The following is a 20,582-nucleotide window of genomic DNA, read 5'->3' as shown; positions in this document are numbered from 1 at the left end:
AAATAATCCTTTTGATATAAGATGATATCAATTTATAGAAATTCATCTGAAAATTAAGAGGTCATTTATGGCTATCAGCAAAATTCACTCTTTTTGCCGAAAGTTATCTGCTTTGGTGGTTCTTTTTGTCGGCATGTCTTGCCAGCAAGCTTTAGCCCATGCGCATTTAACAGAACAAATTCCAGCCGAAGATACGACAGTAGAAAATACACCACAGGTAATTACTTTGCGTTTTTCAGAAGGTATTGAGCTGAATTTCAGTAAAGTAAAAGTGACTGGCCCGGAAAATAAACCTATAAAAACGGGTAAATTGAAGCTTGATCCGGCAACCAATACAAAACTTATTCTTCCTGTCGAAGATAAGCTGGTGGCGGGTAAATATGATGTTGATTGGAGCGTAGTCTCTGTTGATGGGCATAAGACTAAAGGCGTCTATAGCTTTACAGTTAAGTAATTATGTCTCTGGTCACGCTGTATATTCTTTGTCGCTTCTCTCATTTCGTGGCAGTCATGCTGATGTTTGGCTTCAGCATATTTACAGCCATGCTGGTTCCCAATCGTTTATCTATTCTGATTGATACCCGTCTCCGTTTGGGGGTAATTATCAGCACGATTGTGGCTCTCATAACGGCCATTGGCTGGTTGGCGATGCAAGCGGGGATAATGGGGGATGGTTGGCAAGATACTTATAATCTGGAAATCTGGCTGGCAGTATTGGGAACAACTTTTGGCAAAGTTTGGCAATGGCAAATACTGGCTTCAATAGTTGCTACAGGGTTATTGTTTATCAATAACCCAAAAACCAGAAATGTTACTATGCTCATTATCTCTGCCATTTTACTGTCTTGTCATGCTCTTATCGGCCATTCGGTAATACATAATGGGATGACCGGTGTTTTTCACCAGATTAATCAGGTAATTCACTTATTGAGTGTTGGATATTGGTTTGGTGGATTATGGCCATTTTTGTTGTGCCTGCAATTTTGGCGTATACAAAGTAAATTGGCTGTAGGGCTGGATAAACAGATCATGATCTCTATGATGCGTTTTTCCGCGTATGGTCATATTGCAGTAATTCTTATTATTGCTACAGGTATCATCAGTAGCTTGATTTTGCTCCCCGATTGGCCGGAATATAGTGGCAGTGAATATCAATTAATGCTATGGCTAAAGATAGCACTGGTGGCGGGTATGGTGGTACTTGCACTAATTAATCGCTATATTCTGGTTCCTAAATTGAGGCAACCTGGCCGCTATCAATTGTTAGTTATCAATAGTTGGGTTGAAATTATGCTTGGAGCGCTGGCTTTATTCTGTGTTGCTGTTTTCGCTACTTACCAGCCGGTTTGATTTTCTTGATTCATCCCCTGTTTCAGTAGGGGTTATTGGGGCGGTCTGTGTCTGATAATAGAATATAGAGTGAATACGGACGCCGTGCAGAAGTCGGAGTGTACAGGTAGTGCGTAAGAATGAATCTGCTTTTCTTGTTCTTATATCTACATTGGTAACTATTATGAAACGTTTATTTTTATTACTTCCCTTGTTTTCTCTCTCTTTTCAAAGTATTGCTGCACCTATTGAAACGGTGAGTAAGCTACAGTTTGGTGATAAATGGGCATTTACACGGGAAGAAGTGATGTTGGATTGCAGAGCAAATCAGGCTCTGTTTGTGATTAATCCAAGTACGTTAGTGCAATACCCATTGAATGATATAGCCACAGAGATGATGAGGGTAGGGAAAGTGAATGCGAAGTCTTTGGATATTATTCTATTGAATGATCGCAAAAATCCGGCTCAAAAAATGAGTATAGAGCCATTCCAGCAAGCAGCTTTAGCATTGTGTGATAAAAAATAATGCCATTGAGTTAAGCGGTAGCATGATGTTTGGCTATTTATTGCCCAAAAAGTTGGTAAAATGCCGTATGTCAGCTACGCTTTAAACTGTAAGTTGTTTACGTCTCAATGACACTTTTAGCGCACGGCTCTTTAAGAGCCATTTTCCCTAGGCCGAGTAGAGGAGTCAACTCGGCCTTTTTTTGTCAAAAATTTTTCAGACATCAGACCACCCTCATAACCCATGCATGTTTTTGTCTGTCATAATGTTGCCTGTATAGCAGAATGTGCTTATCGTTTAGTAAGGCGGGAATACTGGTATGTTCATCCCACCCATCCAGCTGCATACAAAGCTCGTGGTCAGAATTACAAGGGATGCTAATGGTCGTGTCGTTTTCTTCGGTAGGTGAAGACAGAATAGCATCATCGATTTCGTAGCTGGAAATTCTTAACTTTGTCTGATTCATGATGGTTCCTTAGCTTTTAGTTAACAGGTACGACCAGTAAGGCCATCATTTGAGAATAGATCAAATGACTGAGATTGCCAGTAATAATATTTTCCATGCTGTATTATCGGTAGATGATATTGCTGTTATAATTATCTGTTCTAAAACTTACTCTCGTCATATTGCTTCTTTCGTCTTCGCTATTCTTTGACCTTTTCCACATTCAGTAGGAAATATTTATTTGGTGTGGTCATGGGCGCTGAAAGTGTTAACGATAAAGGGGTAGTGCAATAATTCTACGGATAAATTGTTTGAATGTTTTGTTTTTTTACTTCATGAAGCGTTAACTCTAAAATGAAAGAAACTAATGATTGGTACGGTTATCAGATAATTGATCTTTATAATTGCGGAATAATTCAGTCTGATTTTTATTGCGTGAGGGCATTGAGGTGCTTACAGTGAATCATATTCATACTGGCTACACTTTTTAATGTTTTGGTAAGAGGTGTGATATCTCACTAGCCTTTACCCATGTTCAATAAATATAATAAAGAATATCTTATTAAAGACAGTAAAAAATTTACGTCAGTGTGACAGGCTGTTAACCTTATTGTTATGGGCATCTGATATTTTTTTGATATAAAAAATAGAGATGCGTTTTGTAAATTTCATCGGATAGGTCAATATGAATAAAAATGAGTTCTATCGGGAGCTTGCAGCGGACTTAAAAGCTCTGTTGTCTGGTGAGTTTGACTTAATAGCGACGTTCGCTAATGCCAGTGCATTGTTGTATGAACGCTTGCATGACGTTAACTGGGTCGGTTTTTACCTGATTGATGGTGATACGTTGGTTCTGGGACCCTTTCAGGGAAAAGTCGCCTGTGTGAGAATACCGGTTGGCAAGGGGGTATGTGGAACTGCTGTATCAGAAAAGCGTATTCAGCGTGTTGATGATGTTCATGCATTCCCCGGTCATATTGCTTGTGATGCTGCCAGTAACGCTGAAATTGTGTTGCCATTGATTGTAAACGATAGAATCATTGGTGTGTTGGATATTGATAGTACGATTTTTAATAGATTCGACGAAAAAGACGAATTTGGCTTACAAGCCCTTATTGATGGGCTTTGTGCTCATTTAGAACAGTGCGTTGTGCCGAAATATGTTGAATTGAACGTAACTTAACATATGGATAACGTGCATTTATCAGCAACGCTATTATAATGACGCCAGTTCATGCCTATGCTGGTTGGCAAAACCGTTGTAATCAGGAAATTTCATGGAAAATCAACCTAAGTTGAATAGTAGTAAAGAAATTATTGCTTTTTTAGCCGAGCGTTTCCCGCTCTGTTTCGTAGCTGAAGGTGAAGCTCGTCCTTTAAAGATCGGTATTTTTCAGGATATCGTTGAACGTATCCAGGACGAAGAGTGTTTAAGTAAAACACAATTGCGCTCTGCTTTGCGTCTGTACACATCAAGTTGGCGTTACCTGTATGGTGTTAAAGAGGGTGCGCAGCGTGTTGACCTTGATGGTCATTCATGCGGTGAACTGGAGGCGGAACACATTGAACACGCTCTCCAGCAACTGACTGAAGCCAAAGCACGGGTTCAGGCACAGCGTGCAGAGCAAAGAGCTAAAAAACGTGAAGCTGAAAATGCTGAGGCCGGTGAAAAAAATGAACGGCCTGTCACCAAAAAGCCAGCGCCTCGTCGTCGTGCCAATAAAACTGAAGGGGAAAAACGGCAACCACGCCAACAAAATCGCCCTCAGCAAGCACGGAAACCGGCGGCTCAACCTGCTCAACCTGCACCGACTCAGATCGCTGATGTTTCATCGCTGAAAATTGGTCAGGAAATTAAAGTAAGAGTGGGTAAAAGCTCGATGGATGCTTCTGTGCTTGAAATCGCCAAAGACGGTGTACGGGTACAATTGCCTTCCGGTTTAGCGATGATTGTACGCGCAGAACATTTACAGTTCTGATACGGAGGCCAACCAGGGCATGAACATATTCGTCAGACTGGCTTTTGTCTTAGGCGTTTCAATTTTTGGTACTTGTTATGCAGATACAAACAGTCCAACGGCTGTTCCTGTTGGTATTGAACAACTGCCTGTATTGAAGCAAGAGCCTCAGCATTCAACAGTGAGCGAGCGGGTAACATCCCGCTTCATTCGCTCTCATTATCGTCAATTTAATTTAAATGGTGATTTTTCAGCAAAAATATTTGACCGCTACCTTAATATACTGGATTACAGCCATAACGTATTACTGGCGTCAGATATAGCTCAATATGCTGATAGGAAAAAATTGTTAGGCAAGGAATTGGAAAACGGGAATCTGGAAATCCCGTATGATCTGTTTAATTTGTTGCAAAAACGTCGCTTTGAGCGATATCAGTACGCGTTATCTCGTCTTGAACAGCTAATGAATTTTGATGGTAACGATACAATGGATGTTGATCGTTCCAAAGCGCCTTGGCCGCAGAATATCGAAGAGTTAAATAAACTTTGGGATACTAAAGTCAAATATGATTGGCTCAATCTCAAACTCACCGGTAAAGACGATGAAGAAATTAAACAAGTGCTGACCAAGCGCTATCAGTCTGCGTTAAAACGCCTGACACAAAGTCAGAGTGAAGATGTTTTCCAATTGATTATGGCGGCGTTTGCTCGTGAAATCGATCCTCATACCAATTATCTTTCACCACGCAATACTGAACAGTTTAACTCAGAGATGAGTCTTTCCCTGGAAGGAATTGGTGCTGTTTTACAGATAGATGATGATTATACCGTCATAAATTCGATGGTTGCCGGTGGACCCGCCGCCAAAAGTAAAGCGTTAAACGTGGGTGATAAAATTATCGGTGTCGCTCAGTCAGGGAAGTCCATGGTGGATATCATTGGCTGGCGTTTGGATGATGTGGTTGCACTGATTAAAGGCCCTAAAGGCAGTAAAGTACGGCTTGAGGTTATTTCTGATACCAAAGGGGCAAAACCACGTACTATCACGTTGACTCGTGAACAGATCCGTCTGGAAGATCGGGCAGTGAAGATGTCAGTCAAGACAATGGGTAAGGAAAAAGTGGGCGTTCTTGATATCCCAGGTTTTTACGTTGGCTTGACTGATAATGTTAAAACTCAATTGCAAAAACTGACTAAACAGCATGTCAGTGCTATTGTCATTGATCTGCGTGGTAATGGCGGTGGTGCACTGACAGAAGCGGTTTCTTTGTCTGGCCTGTTTCTCCCAAGTGGCCCGGTTGTGCAAGTCAGGGATAATAATGGGAAAATCCGTCAAGATTCTGATACTGATGAGGTGGTGTACTATAAAGGGCCTTTGGTTGTCTTGGTAGACCGGTTTAGTGCTTCTGCTTCTGAGATTTTTGCTGCGGCAATGCAGGATTATGGGCGGGCGCTGATTGTTGGTGAGCCAACGTTTGGTAAAGGTACGGTTCAGCAATATCGTTCTTTGAGTCGTATTTACGATCAAATGATGCGCCCTGATTGGCCGTCACTGGGTTCTGTTCAATATACAATTCAGAAATTCTATCGTGTGAATGGCGGTAGCACCCAACGTAAAGGTGTTACACCTGATATTGTGATGCCAACGGGGATTGATCCGGCAGAAACAGGGGAAAGTTTTGAAGATAATGCTTTGCCTTGGGATAGCGTTCCTCCTGCCCGTTATACTGGATCTAAAGTTATTGCCGGGTTAGTTCCTCCGTTGAATGTGGCTCATAGTGCCCGCATCGCGGATGATCCAGAGTTCAAATATATCAATGAGGACATTGCGCACTATAAGGCAATGAAAAAGCATAAAAATATGGTTTCTCTTAACTATGCACAAAGAGAGAAAGAAAATAAGGAAGATGATGCTTTAAAGCTGAACCGGATTAATGATCGCTTTAAACGCGAAGGTAAAAAACTGTTAACTTCACTGGATGATTTACCTAAAGATTATCAGGGTCCGGATCCCTATCTTGATGAATCAGTGAAAATTGCACTTGATTTGGCTCATCAACCTGCTGAGAAAATGTTAGCTAAATCTAAGTAGAGTCATTTTTAAGTAGCCCGTTAACGATGTCCAATACCGTTCACTTTAGATGTTTTGAGTGAACGCTGTATTGGGTTTTTAATCTCTGTATAAACGGTGCTTTTTGAGGTGTCTTCTCTTTTCAGGAGGATGAGTTGTTTCACATTTTCTCTTTGTTACCGGGTATCGGAGTATTTTGCTTAACCAATTGGTGTTAGGCTGATACCGGTTTTTTTATAATTTTGTAAAGTTGTGTTGATTTTATCGCTTGAGGAGTTAAAAGCCTTGAATATAGCAAGAACAGCCTTATTTATAGATTAACTCTGAAAGTGCATTGATTATTAATAAAGGAAGCCGGTTTTTATGATGCGAATTGCTTTGTTCCTCCTCACTAACCTCGCTGTTATGTTGGTGTTTGGGATAATACTTTCTCTGACAGGAATTCAGGGAAGTAGCGTACAAGGTTTAATGATTATGGCTGGCCTGTTCGGTTTCGGTGGGTCGTTTATTTCCTTGCTGATGTCCAAATGGATGGCCTTGCGTTCTGTTGGTGGTCAGGTCATCGAACAGCCAGCAAATGAAGTCGAACATTGGTTAGTTGAAACTGTTCGCCGTCAGGCGGAGCAGGTCAATATTACGATGCCACAGGTTGCGATTTATGCTGCACCTGACATTAATGCCTTCGCTACCGGCGCTCGTCGTAATGCTTCTCTGGTCGCTGTTAGTACTGGCCTGTTGGATAATATGAGCAGGGCAGAAGCGGAAGCCGTTATTGCCCATGAGATTAGCCATATCGCTAATGGTGATATGGTGACGATGACTTTGCTGCAAGGGATAGTCAATACTTTCGTTATCTTTATTTCCCGTCTGTTGGCTCAGGTTGTATCAGGTTTTCTGTCTGGCAATAATAATGAAGAAGAGGGTAACTCTTCTGGTAACCCGATCGTTTACATGGTTGTTTCAATGGTGCTGGAAATCGTATTCGGTATTCTGGCAAGTATTATCACCATGTGGTTCTCCCGTTACCGCGAATTCCATGCAGATGCAGGTTCTGCTAAGTTGGTAGGCCGTGAGAAGATGATTGCTGCTTTACAGCGTCTTAAAACCAGTTATGAACCGCAGGAAGAAGGCAGTATGATGGCATTCTGTATTAATGGTAAATCCAAGACGTTCAGTGAGCTGTTTCTGTCTCACCCACCATTAGACAAACGTATTGAAGCTCTGCGTAGTGGGCAATACCTGAATAAATAATATTGTGAATAAAATAAAAAAGCCAAAGAATGATGTATTCTTCGGCTTTTTTTATGATTTTTGAAATTCAAATTATAGCTGGTTTAATTCAATTTCTTCTTCCTGATTGAAGATAGTTTTATCAGTTTGTCCCATTAACTGGCTGGTAATTGTACCGGCGGTCATTGAACCACTCACATTCAGCGCGGTACGGCCCATATCAATAAGAGGCTCAACAGAAATCAGCAGGGCAATTAGTGTTACAGGTAATCCCATTGCGGGTAAGACAATCAGTGCGGCAAATGTGGCACCGCCGCCCACACCAGCGACACCGGCGGAGCTGATAGTCACAATACCAACCAGTGTTGCAATCCATACAGGATCAAATGGGTTTATGCCTACTGTCGGCGCAACCATGACTGCCAACATGGCCGGATAAATCCCGGCACAACCATTCTGACCAATTGTTGCGCCGAAAGATGCTGAGAAACTGGCGATAGATTCCGGTACACCGATACGGAGTGTCTGGGTTTCAACGTTCAGTGGGATACTGGCTGCACTTGAACGGCTAGTGAATGCAAAGGTCAATACCGGCCAGATTTTTTTGAAAAATTTAAGTGGATTGATACCGGTGAGGGAGAGCAGAAACCCGTGAGCAACAAATACTAACGTCAGTGCGACGTAGGATGCGATAACAAAGCTGCCCAGTTTCACAATTTCGTGGATATTGGAGTTGGCAACGACTTTGGTCATTAGAGCCATAACACCATATGGCGTCAGGCGCATAACCAGGCGAACCAGTTTCATTGCCCATGCTTGCATAATATCGATAGCAGCTAATGCACGTTCACCACGTTCGCGGTCATCTTTCAGCATTTGCAGTGCGGCAACCCCCAGGAAGGTTGCAAAAATAACAACGCTGATAACAGACGTTGGATTAGCACCGGCTAAATCGGCAAATGGGTTTTTAGGAATAAAAGATAAAATTAACTGTGGCACAGACAAATCAGAGATTTTGCCGATGTAGTTATTTTCGATAGCCGACAGACGTGCTGTTTCTTGAGTTCCCTGCACCAGACCTTCAGCCGTCAGACCGAATAGGTTAGTAATAATGATACCGATCAGCGCTGCGATCATCGTAGTGAACAGCAGGCTGCCAATGGTCAGAAAACTGATTTTTCCCAGAGAAGATGCTTTATGCAATCTGGCAACAGCGCTTAGAATAGACGCAAATACCAGCGGCATAATCACCATTTGCAGAAGTTGTACATAGCCGTTACCTACAATATTGAACCATGAGATTGATTCTTTCAGTATGGTATTATCAGCTCCATAAGTCAGTTGTAGCGCCAGACCAAAAATAACGCCAATGGCAAGGCCGAAAAGAACCTTTTTTGACAGACTCCATTGGTGTGAGCTGGCTTTTGACAATAGTAAAAGCAGTGCTGCGAAAACGAGCACATTTAGAATTAATGGTAAGTTCATCCACAAACTCCAGATTTTAATTATTGAGGGAGTTAAGCTGTATTAATCGAGTTAAGTTATAAACTTATACCCTACAGCAAGTAATTGAGAGTATGGTACCAGCTAAGGTTATTGGCCCTTATAATTAAATCGAATTTGATATAATCATCATGGCAATTAAGATTGATTTTTATGCGATTATAACTCTTGAAATATTTTCAAAAGTTATTAAAAATACAGTTTTTTGATGTAATCTATGTAAATAAGTATAGAGTATTCAATATGTTTTGGCAGAAAAACGGCAATGACAATCAGCAAGGCAGAAATAAATCTTTCTGCTTTCTTGTTTCCTTGTTTGCCAAGTACAGGCAGGCGGAAACGTGTCTTTATTGGCCATAATAACGGCACACCAGCAGGAGTCAGCATATCTGCTACCAGATGACTTAGATAACCAATAATCATGGCATGGAAAAAATCGGTTGGTATAGGCCACTCTTCTGGTATTTTGAGCCAAAGTAAAGCGATACCTAATGCAAGAGCAAGTAAACTGTGAGTAAATCCTCTGTGACCACAGAGTTTGGCAATTGGAATTGAGATAAATCTGAATAATCTACCCAAGGTTGAATTTGGGTGATCTATATCTGGTAACAATGCAGTAAGCAGCACGCCTGGTAGCATATGCAACCAGTCACCATTGGCTATTTCTGGTGTTATTTCAAGTTTGTGCGCCATAATAATACTGGCAACTGAAAATAAAAGATGCCCTTCTGCGGTCATAAATTCCTCTGACTGATAACTGTCTATCCATACAGTTGACGAAGTATAGTGGGTTTTATGTGGGTAAGATAGAGGGTGAAAAGCAAAAATATCTTATTTATTAATATATAAAGCTAATATTTAATTAGATTTCCATTTGACAGAATAAGGAATAAACGCTAAGGCGGCTATGTGAGCAATTAGAAACTGCCATTTAAACAGATAATGGCAGCTAAAGTTATGCTCAGATGATATCTGTTACACTTAATTGTTCAAGTGAGCGTAGTTTAATATCTGCTAATGTCCAACGTAGATCATTAAAATGATGGGCTGTTGGAACAACGATTGAACGCATTCTTGCTGCTTTTGTCGCTATCATTCCATTAAATGAATCTTCCAGAGTCACACAATTTGTGGGGGAAACACTCAGTTGTTCAGCAGCGAGCAAATAAACTTCGGGATGGGGTTTACTGTGGGGTAATTTGGCAGCAGAAACGACAGTATCAAAATAATGACTCAAGTTGAACATCTCAAGTACTTGTTCCAACATATATTGTGGAGAAGCTGAGGCCAGACCGATTTTTAATCCTTGTTCACGACAAAGATTTAAAGCATATTCGGCACCTGGGAGCAGGGGACGGTTTTCTTTTACCTGTCTGATAACATGATCAATAATCCGCTGTTCCACTTCTGATTTTGATGCGCTTTGCCACGGAGAAGCTTGGTACCATAGCTCAACAACATGGTCAATACGCAACCCAAGAGTATCTGGTCGTGTCTTTGCCAAAGATAAATCCAGACCTAATTCACTGAATACTTCTTTTTCTCCTTGGGTCCAGTATGGTTCAGAGTCAATCAGTAAACCGTCCATATCAAAGATGACTGCTTTTATTGGTAAATGAAAAGACATGAGTATCTCCCACTGGTCAGACAGTTAGCGAAAGCTGATTGTAGCAATCTCGGCAGATGAAATCTTCTTCTTGTCGGGAACGGGGTAAGAGATGCTTAGTTAATTAAATATAAAGTTAAATTTAATGATTGATGGGCTATGATTAGCCAAAAATAAAATCTATTTATTACTATGAGGAGTATCGATGACTTACCAAAAAGCCGGATATCTCGCTATTATTAAGCGAGTCTTAGGTTGGGTGATTTTTATTCCGGCACTTTTATCGACTATCGTTTCTGTGATCAATCTTGCCTGGCTACGTGGTATTAAAGGTGATGGCATCAATGCTGTTTTAGATGATTTTCTGAAAATGATGGCCGAAATGGTGCGTTTTAATACGCCATTTTTGGAATTTTTCTGGAAAAATTCACCAACTCCTGTTCGTTTGGCTGGCTTCACTGGGGAAAATATGAGCTTTCTGATTATTTATTTTCTTATTTTCGTCGGTCTTGCTATGAATGCATCAGGTCAGCGTATGTATAGACAAGTGAAATTTGTACGTGAAAATATTGAAGATCAGTTGATTCTTGAAAGAGTCAAAGATAATGGTGGCCTGACAAGAGAGCAGATTGAATCAAGAATTAAACTTCCGCACCATACATTGTTTAGTCAGATTTATATTTTATATGTTTCACCGGTAATTATCGGTGCAATTTTTTATTTTCTACTGGGAATTTTAGGCTGGTAAATCTTCTGATGGTGATGGCTGCGGAATGAAGCGTTTCCGCAGCCAATTATTTCTTCATTGCATAATGTCATCAATAATGTCTTGCACCGCAATAAAATTATCACCACCAAACAGATTACAACGGTTAAGCAAATAATAGAGCTGATATATCGGTTGTCGATCAATAAAATTGGCAGGCAGTGGCCACACACTCTGATAACCATCAAAAATTTGCATTGGTAAATCAGGGTACAACGGTAGCATAGCAAAATCACACTCACGATCTCCCCAATAACAAGCAGGATCGAAAGCAACGGCGTGATCATCCAGAGAAGCGCAATTAGCTGGCCAGAGATCGCCATGTAAGAGAGAGGGCTGTGGTTGGTGATGTTGAAGTTTGTTACTTACGACCCGAACAATATTATCAATATCACCAAATATCATGCCTTTTTCTGCTGCAATCTGTAATTGCCAACCAATTCGTTTCTCTGCATAAAACTGATGCCAACGTCGTTGCCAACCATTTGGTTGTGGTGTTGTTGCCAGCATATTGTCAAAATCAAAGCCGAATTGGGGTTGCTCACTCCAATGATGAAGTTTTGCCAATTGTTGACCGAAACAATAAGCATTGTGTGGGTTAAAAGATTTTAAAGGCAGAAATTCAAGTAACAGAAAACTGTAGTCTCGATCACAGCCAACACCATAAACCCCTGGGACACGAATAGTTTGACTGCGTGCCAGTAGTTCAAGTTGTTCAGATTCTGCTTTGAAGACAGGGAGCATTTCCTTCAGATTTGATTTGACAAAAACTTGCCGTTTGCCATGAGTGACTTGCCAGGCTTGATGAATATCGCCTCCAGTTAACGCAGTTTTATCGTGAATCTCGGCAGCACCGAAATATTCATTTAGCAAACGATTTACTGCCTGCCACATGGTTCACCTCTCTAAATCGTCAATCACTTTAATGAACAATTATAGTCAGAGAAAATATATGAGTCGGTAAAAAAGATGATTAATGGGGTTATATCTTAAAACAGATATAACCCTTTTTGTTATTGATTAGGTTCGTCGGAGACTTGGAGAGTAGCTTGATGGGTTTTATGTTTGAGTTTCGTTCTTGCCTGCTTTATCTGGTTGTAACTCAGTGCCAGTGTAAAGAAAATAGCCTGGACAATAACAATGCATGGCCCTGTTGCACCATCAATATGGAAACTAATCAGTGTACCAAGAACACAGGAACTGACTGACGCAACTGTAGCGACAATTAACATTCGGTCAAAACTGCGACATAGCATAAAAGCGATAATTCCCGGCGATATTAACATAGCAATAACCAGAATCATTCCCACAGCTTGCAGGGAGGCGACAATAGTCATTGCCAGCAAACAAAGCAAACCGTAATGCAAAAACTTAACAGGTAACCCTACTACGCGCGCTTGGTTTGGATCAAAGCAATAGAGCATGAAATCTTTACGTTTTAGCAGTACCACCGCCATGGTAATACCGGTAATCCATAATGTTTGATTCAATTCATCTTTAGTGATCCCCAGCATATTACCAAACAGAATATGAGTGAGATGTTGGTCGGTATCCATTCGGGCAAAAAGCACTAAACCAAGAGCAAACATGCCGGAAAAGACAATTCCCATCACAGTATCTTCTTTTATCCGGCTGTGTTCTTTCAGATACCCTGTTGCAAAAGCACAAAAAATACCAGAAAGGAACGCCCCAATAGCCAGAGGTACCCCAGCAGCGAAAGCCAGTACAATCCCCGGTAATACGGCGTGAGAGATTGCATCCCCCATTAACGACCACCCTTTAAGTACTAGGTAACAAGAGAGTATCGCACATACTGTGCCTGTCATAATCGCTGCGAATATTGCCCGTTGCATGAATGGAAACATAAACGGCTCAGTGATTAATTGAATCAACTGATTCATAGAAGTGTCTCCTTAGCCAATGCTGCGGATTCTTTTTTGGCACGCATACGGGAAGCAAGTAATCCGTGTTTTGGTGCGAAGAAGAACGCCAATAGGAAAATAACGGTTTGCAGCGTGACAATGACACCACCGGTGGCACCATTAAGGAAGAAACTTAAGTAAGCACCAAACGCACTGGTCAGGGAACCAATAGCCACTGCAATTATCAGTAAGTGTTTAAAACGGTCAGTCAGCAAATAGGCGGTTGCTCCTGGCGTCACTACCATTGCAATGACCAGAATAGCGCCGACAGTTTGTAAGGCAGCAACGGTACAGGCACTCAGTAAAGTAAAAAAAATGATTTTCATCCGTAAGGGCGACAAGCCAATAGAACGTGCATGGGTTTCGTCGAAGAATACAACCAGCAAATCTTTCCAAATAAGCATCAACACGATAAATGAAACCGCAATGATAATTTCAACCTGGAGAACATCTTCATCAGCGATACCGAGGATATTGCCGAGGATAATGGTTTGTACATTAACGGATGTGGGATTGAGAGAAACGATCAATAAGCCGACAGCAAAGAAAGTGGAAAATATAAACCCGATCACCGCATCTTCACGTAAGCGAGTGATATGGCGAACCAGAGTCATTGATAGCGCTGCCAGCATGCCGGTAAAAAAAGCGCCACCGGCATAAGGAAGACCCAGTGCATAAGCTCCGGCGACACCAGGCACAACCGAGTGAGAGAGCGCATCTCCCATCAGTGACCAGCCTTTTAGCATCAGATAGGCAGAAAGAAAGGCACAAACGGCACCGACAATGGCACTAACCCAGATAGCTTTCACCATGTAGTTATAGTGAAAAGGTTGCAGCAAAAGTTCTATCATGGTTGATGTTTCTCCTTTTGCTGGGTTTGCCTCGGTGGAACATGGTTGTCTTGACCGTAAAACACCGCTGCACGTTCATCATCAGTAATCACCGTCAGGGAACGTGGATCATCATCATTATGCAACTCCGGCCCGGATAGATTAATGTGACGAAGTACGCCACCAAAAGTCATCTCTAAATTCTTCTGGGTGAACGTTGTTGCTGTCGGACCACTTGCCAGAACAGTTCGGTTGATCAGGATAACGTGGTCACAGAATTCGGGCACACTGCCAAGGTTATGTGTTGAGACTAAAACTAGATGACCCTCATCACGTAAATCACACAGCAGGTCAATAATGGCATTTTCTGTTTTTACATCAACACCGGTAAAAGGTTCATCCAGTAACAGAACTTTTCCTTCCTGAGCCAGCGCTCTTGCAAGAAAAACCCGTTTTTTCTGCCCACCTGAGAGCTCGCCAATCTGCCGGTTGCGCAGAGCGGTTAAGCCAACACGTTCAAGTGCTTCATCGACAGCCTGGAGATCCTTTTTGCCTGGGATTCTCAAAAACCCCATTTTGCCGTAGCGGCCCATCATAACGACATCGGAAACCAGTACCGGAAAGTTCCAGTCTACTTCTTCTGTTTGAGGTACATAGGCGATGATATTTTTCTTTAACGCACTTTTGACAGGCATATCGCTCAGGGTAACTTTCCCTTGAGATGGGTTTACCAGCCCCATAATGGTCTTAAACAGTGTGGACTTACCACTGCCATTAATACCAACCAATGCACAGATAGTACCGCCGGTGATAGAAAAACTGGCGTCATAAATAGCCGTGTGGCCGTTGTTATAAGTCACAGTGGCGTCATCAACCACTAAATGAGGACGTTCAAACAGCATATTGCTATTCATTGATTAAATCCTTTTGCGATGGTATCTACCGTTTTGTTCAATAAATCAATATAAGTGGGTACTGGCCCGTCACTGCCGGAGAGTGAATCCACATAAAGAACGCCACCATAGCGGGCATCGGTTTCTTTACTGACTTGTTTGGCTGGTTTATCGGAAATGGTACTTTCGCTGAACACCACCGGGATCTTATTGGCTCTTACCGTATCAATCACATAACGAACTTGTTGTGGTGAACCTTGCTCTTCCGCATTGATTGGCCACAGATAAACTTCCTTAAATTGATAATCTTTAGCCAGATAGCTAAAAGCCCCTTCACTGGTGACTAACCAACGTTGATCCTGTGGAATACGGGAAAGACGCTCTCGCAGTGGTGAATCCAGTTGGGCGATTTTTTCAGCATAGGCTTTAGCATTCCTATTATAAATTTCTGTATTTTCAGGATCATACTTCACCAATGCTTTGCGGATATTTTCAACATAAACCAAAGCGTTGGTGGGTGACATCCAGGCGTGCGGGTTAGGGTTTCCATTGTAAGGCCCTTCACGAATAGGTAGTGGCACAATGCCTTCAGTAATGACAACGGCGGGCACATCTTTGAGGTTTTCAAAAAAACGTTCGAACCAGCGTTCCAGATTCAATCCATTCCAAAGGATCAAATCAGCATGTTGAGATTTTATAATATCTTTGGGAGTAGGCTGATAATCATGGATTTCAGCGCCCGGCTTAGTAATTGATTCAACAATTGCAGCATCACCTGCTACATTTTGTGCTATATCCTGAATGATAGTAAACGTGGTGACGACTTTGAATTTTTTGGCGGCGGATACCTGCTGGCTAAATAAGATTATGGATAAGAGAATCAATACGATTCCAGGTATGGGGTAAGGAAGCAGAGAGAGTTTCTTTTTCATGAATTCAAACCTTTACTTGTTATAAATATGCATATGATAACGATTATCAATATCATCTAAGTAAAGTCAAGATTATAAAATTTGGAAACAGAGATTATTGCAATAGTCATTACATATGATATGAACATGAATAGAGTTAAAAGTTAAGTAAAATATTTTTGGGTTGTGAACGAAATTGTATATGCTGCGCTATAGTAGATTTGATCCAGAGGATTAAAAGGGTGAAATTAAGACTCAGCTTTGTGGCACTGATTGTGCTATTAGTCGGTTGTGCTGGAAGAAATGCCCCGCAAACCAATATCGGAAAACAGCCAGGTCAGCAACGTATGCTCAGTAATAGCTCTGCTAATGTAGTTGGGTTTTCTTCTTTCCCACCGACACCTTTTGATACATTTATTCAACAGGCATCCAATCGGTACGGTGTTGATGAAACGCTTATCAGGGCGATTATTCAAGTTGAATCAGGTTTTCGCCCCGATGCCGTTAGTAAATCGAATGCAATTGGCCTTATGCAAATTAAAGCATCAACAGCCGGGCGGGATGTGTATCGACAGAAGGGGCGTTCTGGTCAGCCGACAACTCGTGAGTTGAAAGATCCTAAAACTAATATTGATCTTGGTACTGCTTATATTAGTCTTCTAAAAGAGCAGCATCTGGCGGGTATTGATAATCCGGAGACGCTCTACTATGCCACTATCGTTGCTTACGTCAATGGCGCAGGCGCGCTCTTGCGTACTTTTAGTGTTGACCGCCAGTTAGCCGTTAATAAAATAAACCGTATGACACCGGATGAGTTTTATCAGCATGTCAAGGATAATCATCCGGCACCTCAGGCTCCACGTTATTTGTGGAAAGTGAAGAATGCTTACCGTTCATTGACCATGGCAGATTAAAGCGCTGACAATAATGGCTATTCCATTTCTAATGAGTTTTTCTGAAATATATATTTGATTATGATTATATTCAGTTAGAACTGGGAACCGCCATTACTGTTTACGCCTGTTTCCTATAAGATTTTTTCAAGACTTGCATTGATTTCAATATCAAGCTGGCGATATCTATTCCGCTTTGTAATAGGAGCAGAAATCGTGCTTTTTCGTTGTTGCTATGATGGTGTTATTGATGCAGTGGATTATTAAGGCTGTATGTCCTTTGATTTTGTGATTAAACATAGCCGTGACCTGAATGTTTGTTGGTGGTATATTTTCGCGATGTTTCGGTATCAAAGGCAGTCACTTTTTACATCGTGTACCAATCTTAGTACCAAACTTTAATGGATTGACTAGATAATAATTTGAATCGTTATTTTAGTTGAATATCGAACTCCTTCAAGTGACCTTTCGTGCGGGTCACCACTGTAGATAAGGATTTTAAATGCCTGTTATTACTCTTCCTGACGGTAGCCAACGTCAGTTTGATCGTGCCGTTTCTGTCATGGATGTTGCCTGTGATATTGGTCCGGGTTTAGCGAAAGCATGTATTGCTGGCCGCATAAATGGTGAATTGGTGGATGCCTGTGAATTAATCGATTCTGATGCAAGACTGGCGATTATGACCAGTAAAGATGAGAAAGGGCTGGAAATTATCCGCCATTCATGCGCACATCTGTTGGGCCATGCGATTAAGCAATTATGGCCAGATACTAAAATGGCTATCGGGCCGGTTATTGATAATGGTTTCTACTATGATGTCGATCTTGGCCGTGCCCTGACACAGGAAGATATTGCGTTACTTGAAAAACGCATGTTGGAGCTCGCCAAAAAAGACTATGACGTCATCAAGAAAAAAGTGAGTTGGCAAGAAGCTCGTGATACGTTCGTTGCCCGTGGTGAGGATTACAAAGTACAGATTTTGGATGACAACATTGGTCGTGATGATCGCCCTGGTCTCTATCATCATGAAGAATATGTTGACATGTGCCGTGGTCCACATGTGCCAAATATGCGTTTCTGTCATCATTTTAAATTGCAGAAAGTGGCAGGGGCATACTGGCGTGGGGACAGCAACAATAAAATGTTGCAACGGATATACGGTACTGCGTGGGCTGATAAGAAACAGCTCAACACTTATCTGCAACGTCTGGAAGAAGCCGCTAAGCGTGACCATCGTAAAATTGGTAAACAGCTGGATCTGTACCACATGCAGGAAGAAGCGCCGGGTATGGCATTCTGGCATAACGATGGCTGGACTATTTTCCGTGAACTTGAAACTTTCGTGCGCACTAAACTGAAAGAATATCAATATCAGGAAGTTAAAGGCCCATTTATGATGGACCGTGTGATGTGGGAAAAAACAGGTCACTGGGAAAACTATGGTGAGCATATGTTTACCACTTCTTCAGAGAACCGTGAATATTGCGTTAAACCAATGAACTGTCCAGGGCACATTCAGATTTTTAACCAGGGTTTAAAATCTTATCGTGACTTGCCTTTGCGTATGGCTGAGTTCGGTAGCTGCCACCGTAATGAACCGTCAGGTGCATTACATGGCTTGATGCGTGTTCGCGGCTTTACTCAGGATGATGCTCATATCTTCTGTACAGAAGAGCAAATTCATCAGGAAGTCAGCAGCTGTATCAAGATGGTGTATGACGTTTACAGTACTTTTGGTTTTGAAAAAATCGTGGTTAAGCTGTCAACCCGCCCGGAAAAACGCATTGGTACTGAAGAACAATGGAGTCAGGCCGAAGAAGCTTTGGCTGCGGCGCTGCAAGAAAATGGTGTTCAGTTTGAGTATCAGCCAGGTGAAGGCGCTTTCTACGGACCAAAAATTGAATTTACTTTGCATGATTGTTTGGATCGTGCGTGGCAATGTGGTACTGTGCAGCTTGACTTTTCACTACCGGGCCGTTTGAGTGCGTCCTATGTAGGTGAAAACAACGAACGTAAGGTTCCTGTAATGATTCACCGTGCGGTTCTGGGTTCACTGGAACGGTTTATCGGCATCCTGACTGAGGAGTATGCGGGTTTTTTCCCGACATGGATTGCTCCACAGCAGGTAGTTGTGATGAATATCACAGATAGCCAGGCTGATTATGTACAGGAATTAGCAAAAAAACTTCAAGATGCTGGCATTCGTGCAAAAGCAGACTTGAGAAACGAGAAGATTGGTTTTAAAATCCGTGAACACACTCTACGTCGTGTTTCTTATATGCTTGTTTGTGGTGAAAAAGAGGTCGAATCAGGAAAAATTTCTGTTCGGACCCGCCGAGGTAAGGATTTAGGTAGCATTGATGTTAACGAGTTCATCGAAAAACTGCTGATAGAAATACGCAGTCGCAATCTTCATCAATTGGAGGAATAAAGTATTAAAGGCGGAAAAAGAATTCAAACGGCGCGTCCTAATCGCATTAATGGAGAGATTCGCGCTTCTGAAGTTCGTTTAACAGGTTTAGATGGCGAACAGATTGGCATCGTCAGTCTGAGAGAAGCTCTTGAAAAAGCTGAGGAAGCAGGCGTTGATTTAGTTGAAATCAGCCCGAATGCCGAGCCGCCAGTTTGCCGTATCATGGATTACGGCAAGTTCCTCTATGAGAAGAGTAAGTCAGTCAAAGAACAGAAGAAAAAACAAAAGGTTATTCAGGTTAAGGAAATTAAATTCCGTCCTGGTACAGATGAAGGCGACTATCAGGTCAAACTACGCAACCTGATTCGTTTTCTGGAAGATGGCGATAAAGCCAAAATCACCCTGCGTTTCCGTGGGCGTGAAATGGCGCACCAACAGATTGGTGTCGAAATGCTTAACCGCATTCGCAACGATCTGGATGAACTGGCAGTGGTTGAATCCTTCCCATCGAAGATTGAAGGCCGTCAGATGATAATGGTGCTCGCTCCTAAGAAGAAATAGTCGGGCAATCAAGTAATAAGCTCCAGTCGGCTCGTCTGGTTGGGGCTTATTCGCCTTACTGATTCGTTGTAATTAACAATGCGAAGTGGAAATTAAAATGCCAAAGATTAAAACAGTACGCGGCGCCGCTAAACGCTTTAAAAAAACCGCAAGTGGTGGTTTTAAGCGTAAGCACGCTAACCTTCGTCACATTCTGACTAAGAAATCAACCAAGCGTAAACGTCATTTACGTCCAAAAGGCATGGTCTCCAAAGGTGATCTGGGCTTGGTTGTTGCTTGTCTGCCATACGCATAAGCAATTTTTAGATTAGAACTCAGAGACGATAGGAGAAGTATATGGCTCGCGTAAAACGTGGTGTTGTCGCCCGTGCACGTCACAAGAAAATTTTAAAGCAAGCGAAAGGTTACTATGGTGCCCGTTCGCGCGTTTACCGTGTTGCCTTCCAGGCAGTAATCAAAGCAGGGCAGTACGCTTACCGTGACCGTCGTCAGCGTAAACGTCAGTTCCGTCAACTGTGGATTGCACGTATCAACGCTGCTGCACGTCAGAATGGTCTGTCCTACAGCCGTTTCATTGATGGCCTGAAAAAGGCTTCTGTTGAAATCGACCGTAAGATCCTGGCTGACATCGCTGTGTTTGACAAAGTGGCATTTGCTGCTTTAGTTGAAAAAGCGAAGAGCGCTCTGGCATAAGTTAGAGTAGTGAGAGGGGGAGCATGCTCCCTCTTTTGCTTTGTTTAAAAATG

The 20,582-nt window shown here is 42.0% G+C and carries 22 protein-coding genes; 13 read left to right on the top strand and 9 right to left on the bottom strand.

Features of this window, described 5'->3' with window-relative positions; genetic code table 11:
• Nucleotides 1–67 precede the first annotated feature (67 nt).
• The 3 genes from yobA (at nt 68) to C5471_RS03085 (ending at nt 1,855) form a co-directional block, all read left to right on the top strand.
• A complete protein-coding gene (yobA, locus tag C5471_RS03095; RefSeq protein ID WP_133812762.1) occupies nt 68–454 on the top strand; it encodes a CopC domain-containing protein YobA in 387 nt (128 codons plus the stop codon).
• 2 nt (nt 455–456) lie between these two features.
• Nucleotides 457–1,350 carry a copper homeostasis membrane protein CopD gene (copD, locus tag C5471_RS03090; RefSeq protein ID WP_133812763.1) on the top strand — a complete coding sequence of 298 codons (894 nt, stop codon included), beginning with the start codon at nt 457–459 and terminating at the stop codon, nt 1,348–1,350.
• A gap of 163 nt (nt 1,351–1,513) precedes the next feature.
• Nucleotides 1,514–1,855 carry a YebY family protein gene (locus C5471_RS03085; RefSeq protein WP_133812764.1) on the top strand — a complete coding sequence of 114 codons (342 nt, stop codon included), beginning with the start codon at nt 1,514–1,516 and terminating at the stop codon, nt 1,853–1,855.
• Between the two features lie 202 nt (nt 1,856–2,057).
• Here C5471_RS03085 and C5471_RS03080 read toward each other — a convergent pair whose 3' ends face one another.
• Complete coding sequence (locus tag C5471_RS03080; RefSeq protein WP_133812765.1) at nt 2,058–2,300, bottom strand: DUF1480 family protein; 243 nt, start codon at nt 2,298–2,300, stop codon at nt 2,058–2,060.
• 664 nt (nt 2,301–2,964) lie between these two features.
• On the opposite strand from C5471_RS03080, the gene C5471_RS03075 reads away from it, so the two are divergent.
• The 4 genes from C5471_RS03075 to htpX all read left to right on the top strand — a co-directional run bounded on the left by C5471_RS03075 (nt 2,965) and on the right by htpX (nt 7,559).
• The gene (locus tag C5471_RS03075; RefSeq protein WP_133812766.1) at nt 2,965–3,462 is read left to right on the top strand and encodes a GAF domain-containing protein; all 498 of its coding nucleotides are present in this window, start codon (nt 2,965–2,967) and stop codon (nt 3,460–3,462) included.
• Nucleotides 3,463–3,556: 94 nt separating this feature from the next.
• Nucleotides 3,557–4,258, top strand: a complete 702-nt coding sequence (gene proQ, locus C5471_RS03070; RefSeq protein WP_133812767.1) for an RNA chaperone ProQ — start codon at nt 3,557–3,559, stop codon at nt 4,256–4,258.
• Nucleotides 4,259–4,277: 19 nt separating this feature from the next.
• Nucleotides 4,278–6,329 (top strand): carboxy terminal-processing peptidase, encoded by a 2,052-nt coding sequence (gene prc, locus C5471_RS03065; protein WP_133812768.1) that lies wholly within the window; start codon nt 4,278–4,280, stop codon nt 6,327–6,329.
• Between the two features lie 342 nt (nt 6,330–6,671).
• Complete coding sequence (htpX, locus tag C5471_RS03060) at nt 6,672–7,559, top strand: protease HtpX (protein ID WP_046975986.1); 888 nt, start codon at nt 6,672–6,674, stop codon at nt 7,557–7,559.
• A gap of 72 nt (nt 7,560–7,631) precedes the next feature.
• Here htpX and C5471_RS03055 read toward each other — a convergent pair whose 3' ends face one another.
• From C5471_RS03055 to hxpB, 3 genes are all read right to left on the bottom strand, one after another.
• On the bottom strand, nt 7,632–9,023 hold the full coding sequence (locus tag C5471_RS03055; RefSeq protein WP_166295625.1) for an L-cystine transporter: 1,392 nt from the start codon (nt 9,021–9,023) through the stop codon (nt 7,632–7,634).
• Nucleotides 9,024–9,230: 207 nt separating this feature from the next.
• Nucleotides 9,231–9,779, bottom strand: a complete 549-nt coding sequence (locus tag C5471_RS03050) for a metal-dependent hydrolase (RefSeq protein ID WP_133812770.1) — start codon at nt 9,777–9,779, stop codon at nt 9,231–9,233.
• Between the two features lie 223 nt (nt 9,780–10,002).
• Nucleotides 10,003–10,668, bottom strand: coding sequence for a hexitol phosphatase HxpB (gene hxpB, locus C5471_RS03045; RefSeq protein WP_133812771.1), 666 nt, complete (start codon nt 10,666–10,668; stop codon nt 10,003–10,005).
• Nucleotides 10,669–10,852: 184 nt separating this feature from the next.
• On the opposite strand from hxpB, the gene C5471_RS03040 reads away from it, so the two are divergent.
• Nucleotides 10,853–11,395 carry a YniB family protein gene (locus C5471_RS03040; protein ID WP_133812772.1) on the top strand — a complete coding sequence of 181 codons (543 nt, stop codon included), beginning with the start codon at nt 10,853–10,855 and terminating at the stop codon, nt 11,393–11,395.
• A 54-nt stretch (nt 11,396–11,449) separates the two neighbouring features.
• Here the strand turns inward: C5471_RS03040 and C5471_RS03035 are convergent, their stop codons facing one another.
• From C5471_RS03035 to C5471_RS03015, 5 genes are all read right to left on the bottom strand, one after another.
• Nucleotides 11,450–12,307 carry a fructosamine kinase family protein gene (locus C5471_RS03035; RefSeq protein ID WP_133812773.1) on the bottom strand — a complete coding sequence of 286 codons (858 nt, stop codon included), beginning with the start codon at nt 12,305–12,307 and terminating at the stop codon, nt 11,450–11,452.
• Nucleotides 12,308–12,426: 119 nt separating this feature from the next.
• A complete protein-coding gene (locus tag C5471_RS03030; protein ID WP_133812774.1) occupies nt 12,427–13,314 on the bottom strand; it encodes a metal ABC transporter permease in 888 nt (295 codons plus the stop codon).
• Complete coding sequence (locus tag C5471_RS03025) at nt 13,311–14,186, bottom strand: metal ABC transporter permease (protein ID WP_133812775.1); 876 nt, start codon at nt 14,184–14,186, stop codon at nt 13,311–13,313. The genes C5471_RS03030 and C5471_RS03025 overlap by 4 nt, the downstream gene beginning before the upstream one ends.
• The gene (locus C5471_RS03020) at nt 14,183–15,079 is read right to left on the bottom strand and encodes a manganese/iron ABC transporter ATP-binding protein (RefSeq protein ID WP_133812776.1); all 897 of its coding nucleotides are present in this window, start codon (nt 15,077–15,079) and stop codon (nt 14,183–14,185) included. Before C5471_RS03020 ends, C5471_RS03025 begins: the two co-directional genes overlap by 4 nt.
• Entirely contained in the window at nt 15,076–15,990 is a 915-nt protein-coding gene (locus C5471_RS03015; protein WP_133812777.1) for a metal ABC transporter substrate-binding protein, read from the bottom strand. Before C5471_RS03015 ends, C5471_RS03020 begins: the two co-directional genes overlap by 4 nt.
• A gap of 221 nt (nt 15,991–16,211) precedes the next feature.
• Here C5471_RS03015 and C5471_RS03010 point away from each other — a divergent pair, with 221 nt between their 5' ends.
• The 5 genes from C5471_RS03010 to rplT all read left to right on the top strand — a co-directional run bounded on the left by C5471_RS03010 (nt 16,212) and on the right by rplT (nt 20,529).
• On the top strand, nt 16,212–16,883 hold the full coding sequence (locus C5471_RS03010; RefSeq protein ID WP_133812778.1) for a transglycosylase SLT domain-containing protein: 672 nt from the start codon (nt 16,212–16,214) through the stop codon (nt 16,881–16,883).
• A gap of 481 nt (nt 16,884–17,364) precedes the next feature.
• The gene (thrS, locus tag C5471_RS03005) at nt 17,365–19,293 is read left to right on the top strand and encodes a threonine--tRNA ligase (protein ID WP_133812779.1); all 1,929 of its coding nucleotides are present in this window, start codon (nt 17,365–17,367) and stop codon (nt 19,291–19,293) included.
• Nucleotides 19,294–19,296: 3 nt separating this feature from the next.
• Nucleotides 19,297–19,836, top strand: a complete 540-nt coding sequence (infC, locus tag C5471_RS03000; protein ID WP_133812780.1) for a translation initiation factor IF-3 — start codon at nt 19,297–19,299, stop codon at nt 19,834–19,836.
• Nucleotides 19,837–19,933: 97 nt separating this feature from the next.
• Complete coding sequence (gene rpmI / locus C5471_RS02995; protein ID WP_006118955.1) at nt 19,934–20,131, top strand: 50S ribosomal protein L35; 198 nt, start codon at nt 19,934–19,936, stop codon at nt 20,129–20,131.
• Between the two features lie 41 nt (nt 20,132–20,172).
• A complete protein-coding gene (gene rplT / locus C5471_RS02990; RefSeq protein WP_021323015.1) occupies nt 20,173–20,529 on the top strand; it encodes a 50S ribosomal protein L20 in 357 nt (118 codons plus the stop codon).
• The last annotated feature ends 53 nt before the right edge of the window (nt 20,530–20,582 follow it).

Origin of the sequence: Photorhabdus tasmaniensis (assembly GCF_011189505.1) — a bacterium.
In the GTDB taxonomy this organism is placed as follows: domain Bacteria; phylum Pseudomonadota; class Gammaproteobacteria; order Enterobacterales; family Enterobacteriaceae; genus Photorhabdus; species Photorhabdus tasmaniensis.
Note: the sequence above shows the minus strand (reverse complement) of the source record. Positions and strands in the feature narration are given on the sequence as shown.

Coding starts and splice junctions, on each gene's coding strand:
- yobA (WP_133812762.1), top strand. CDS start 68: ATGGCTATCAGCAAAATTCACTCTTTTTGCCGAAAGTTATCTGCTTTG.
- copD (WP_133812763.1), top strand. CDS start 457: ATGTCTCTGGTCACGCTGTATATTCTTTGTCGCTTCTCTCATTTCGTG.
- C5471_RS03085 (WP_133812764.1), top strand. CDS start 1,514: ATGAAACGTTTATTTTTATTACTTCCCTTGTTTTCTCTCTCTTTTCAA.
- C5471_RS03080 (WP_133812765.1), bottom strand. CDS start 2,300: ATGAATCAGACAAAGTTAAGAATTTCCAGCTACGAAATCGATGATGCT.
- C5471_RS03075 (WP_133812766.1), top strand. CDS start 2,965: ATGAATAAAAATGAGTTCTATCGGGAGCTTGCAGCGGACTTAAAAGCT.
- proQ (WP_133812767.1), top strand. CDS start 3,557: ATGGAAAATCAACCTAAGTTGAATAGTAGTAAAGAAATTATTGCTTTT.
- prc (WP_133812768.1), top strand. CDS start 4,278: ATGAACATATTCGTCAGACTGGCTTTTGTCTTAGGCGTTTCAATTTTT.
- htpX (WP_046975986.1), top strand. CDS start 6,672: ATGATGCGAATTGCTTTGTTCCTCCTCACTAACCTCGCTGTTATGTTG.
- C5471_RS03055 (WP_166295625.1), bottom strand. CDS start 9,023: ATGAACTTACCATTAATTCTAAATGTGCTCGTTTTCGCAGCACTGCTT.
- C5471_RS03050 (WP_133812770.1), bottom strand. CDS start 9,779: ATGACCGCAGAAGGGCATCTTTTATTTTCAGTTGCCAGTATTATTATG.
- hxpB (WP_133812771.1), bottom strand. CDS start 10,668: ATGTCTTTTCATTTACCAATAAAAGCAGTCATCTTTGATATGGACGGT.
- C5471_RS03040 (WP_133812772.1), top strand. CDS start 10,853: ATGACTTACCAAAAAGCCGGATATCTCGCTATTATTAAGCGAGTCTTA.
- C5471_RS03035 (WP_133812773.1), bottom strand. CDS start 12,307: ATGTGGCAGGCAGTAAATCGTTTGCTAAATGAATATTTCGGTGCTGCC.
- C5471_RS03030 (WP_133812774.1), bottom strand. CDS start 13,314: ATGAATCAGTTGATTCAATTAATCACTGAGCCGTTTATGTTTCCATTC.
- C5471_RS03025 (WP_133812775.1), bottom strand. CDS start 14,186: ATGATAGAACTTTTGCTGCAACCTTTTCACTATAACTACATGGTGAAA.
- C5471_RS03020 (WP_133812776.1), bottom strand. CDS start 15,079: ATGAATAGCAATATGCTGTTTGAACGTCCTCATTTAGTGGTTGATGAC.
- C5471_RS03015 (WP_133812777.1), bottom strand. CDS start 15,990: ATGAAAAAGAAACTCTCTCTGCTTCCTTACCCCATACCTGGAATCGTA.
- thrS (WP_133812779.1), top strand. CDS start 17,365: ATGCCTGTTATTACTCTTCCTGACGGTAGCCAACGTCAGTTTGATCGT.
- rpmI (WP_006118955.1), top strand. CDS start 19,934: ATGCCAAAGATTAAAACAGTACGCGGCGCCGCTAAACGCTTTAAAAAA.
- rplT (WP_021323015.1), top strand. CDS start 20,173: ATGGCTCGCGTAAAACGTGGTGTTGTCGCCCGTGCACGTCACAAGAAA.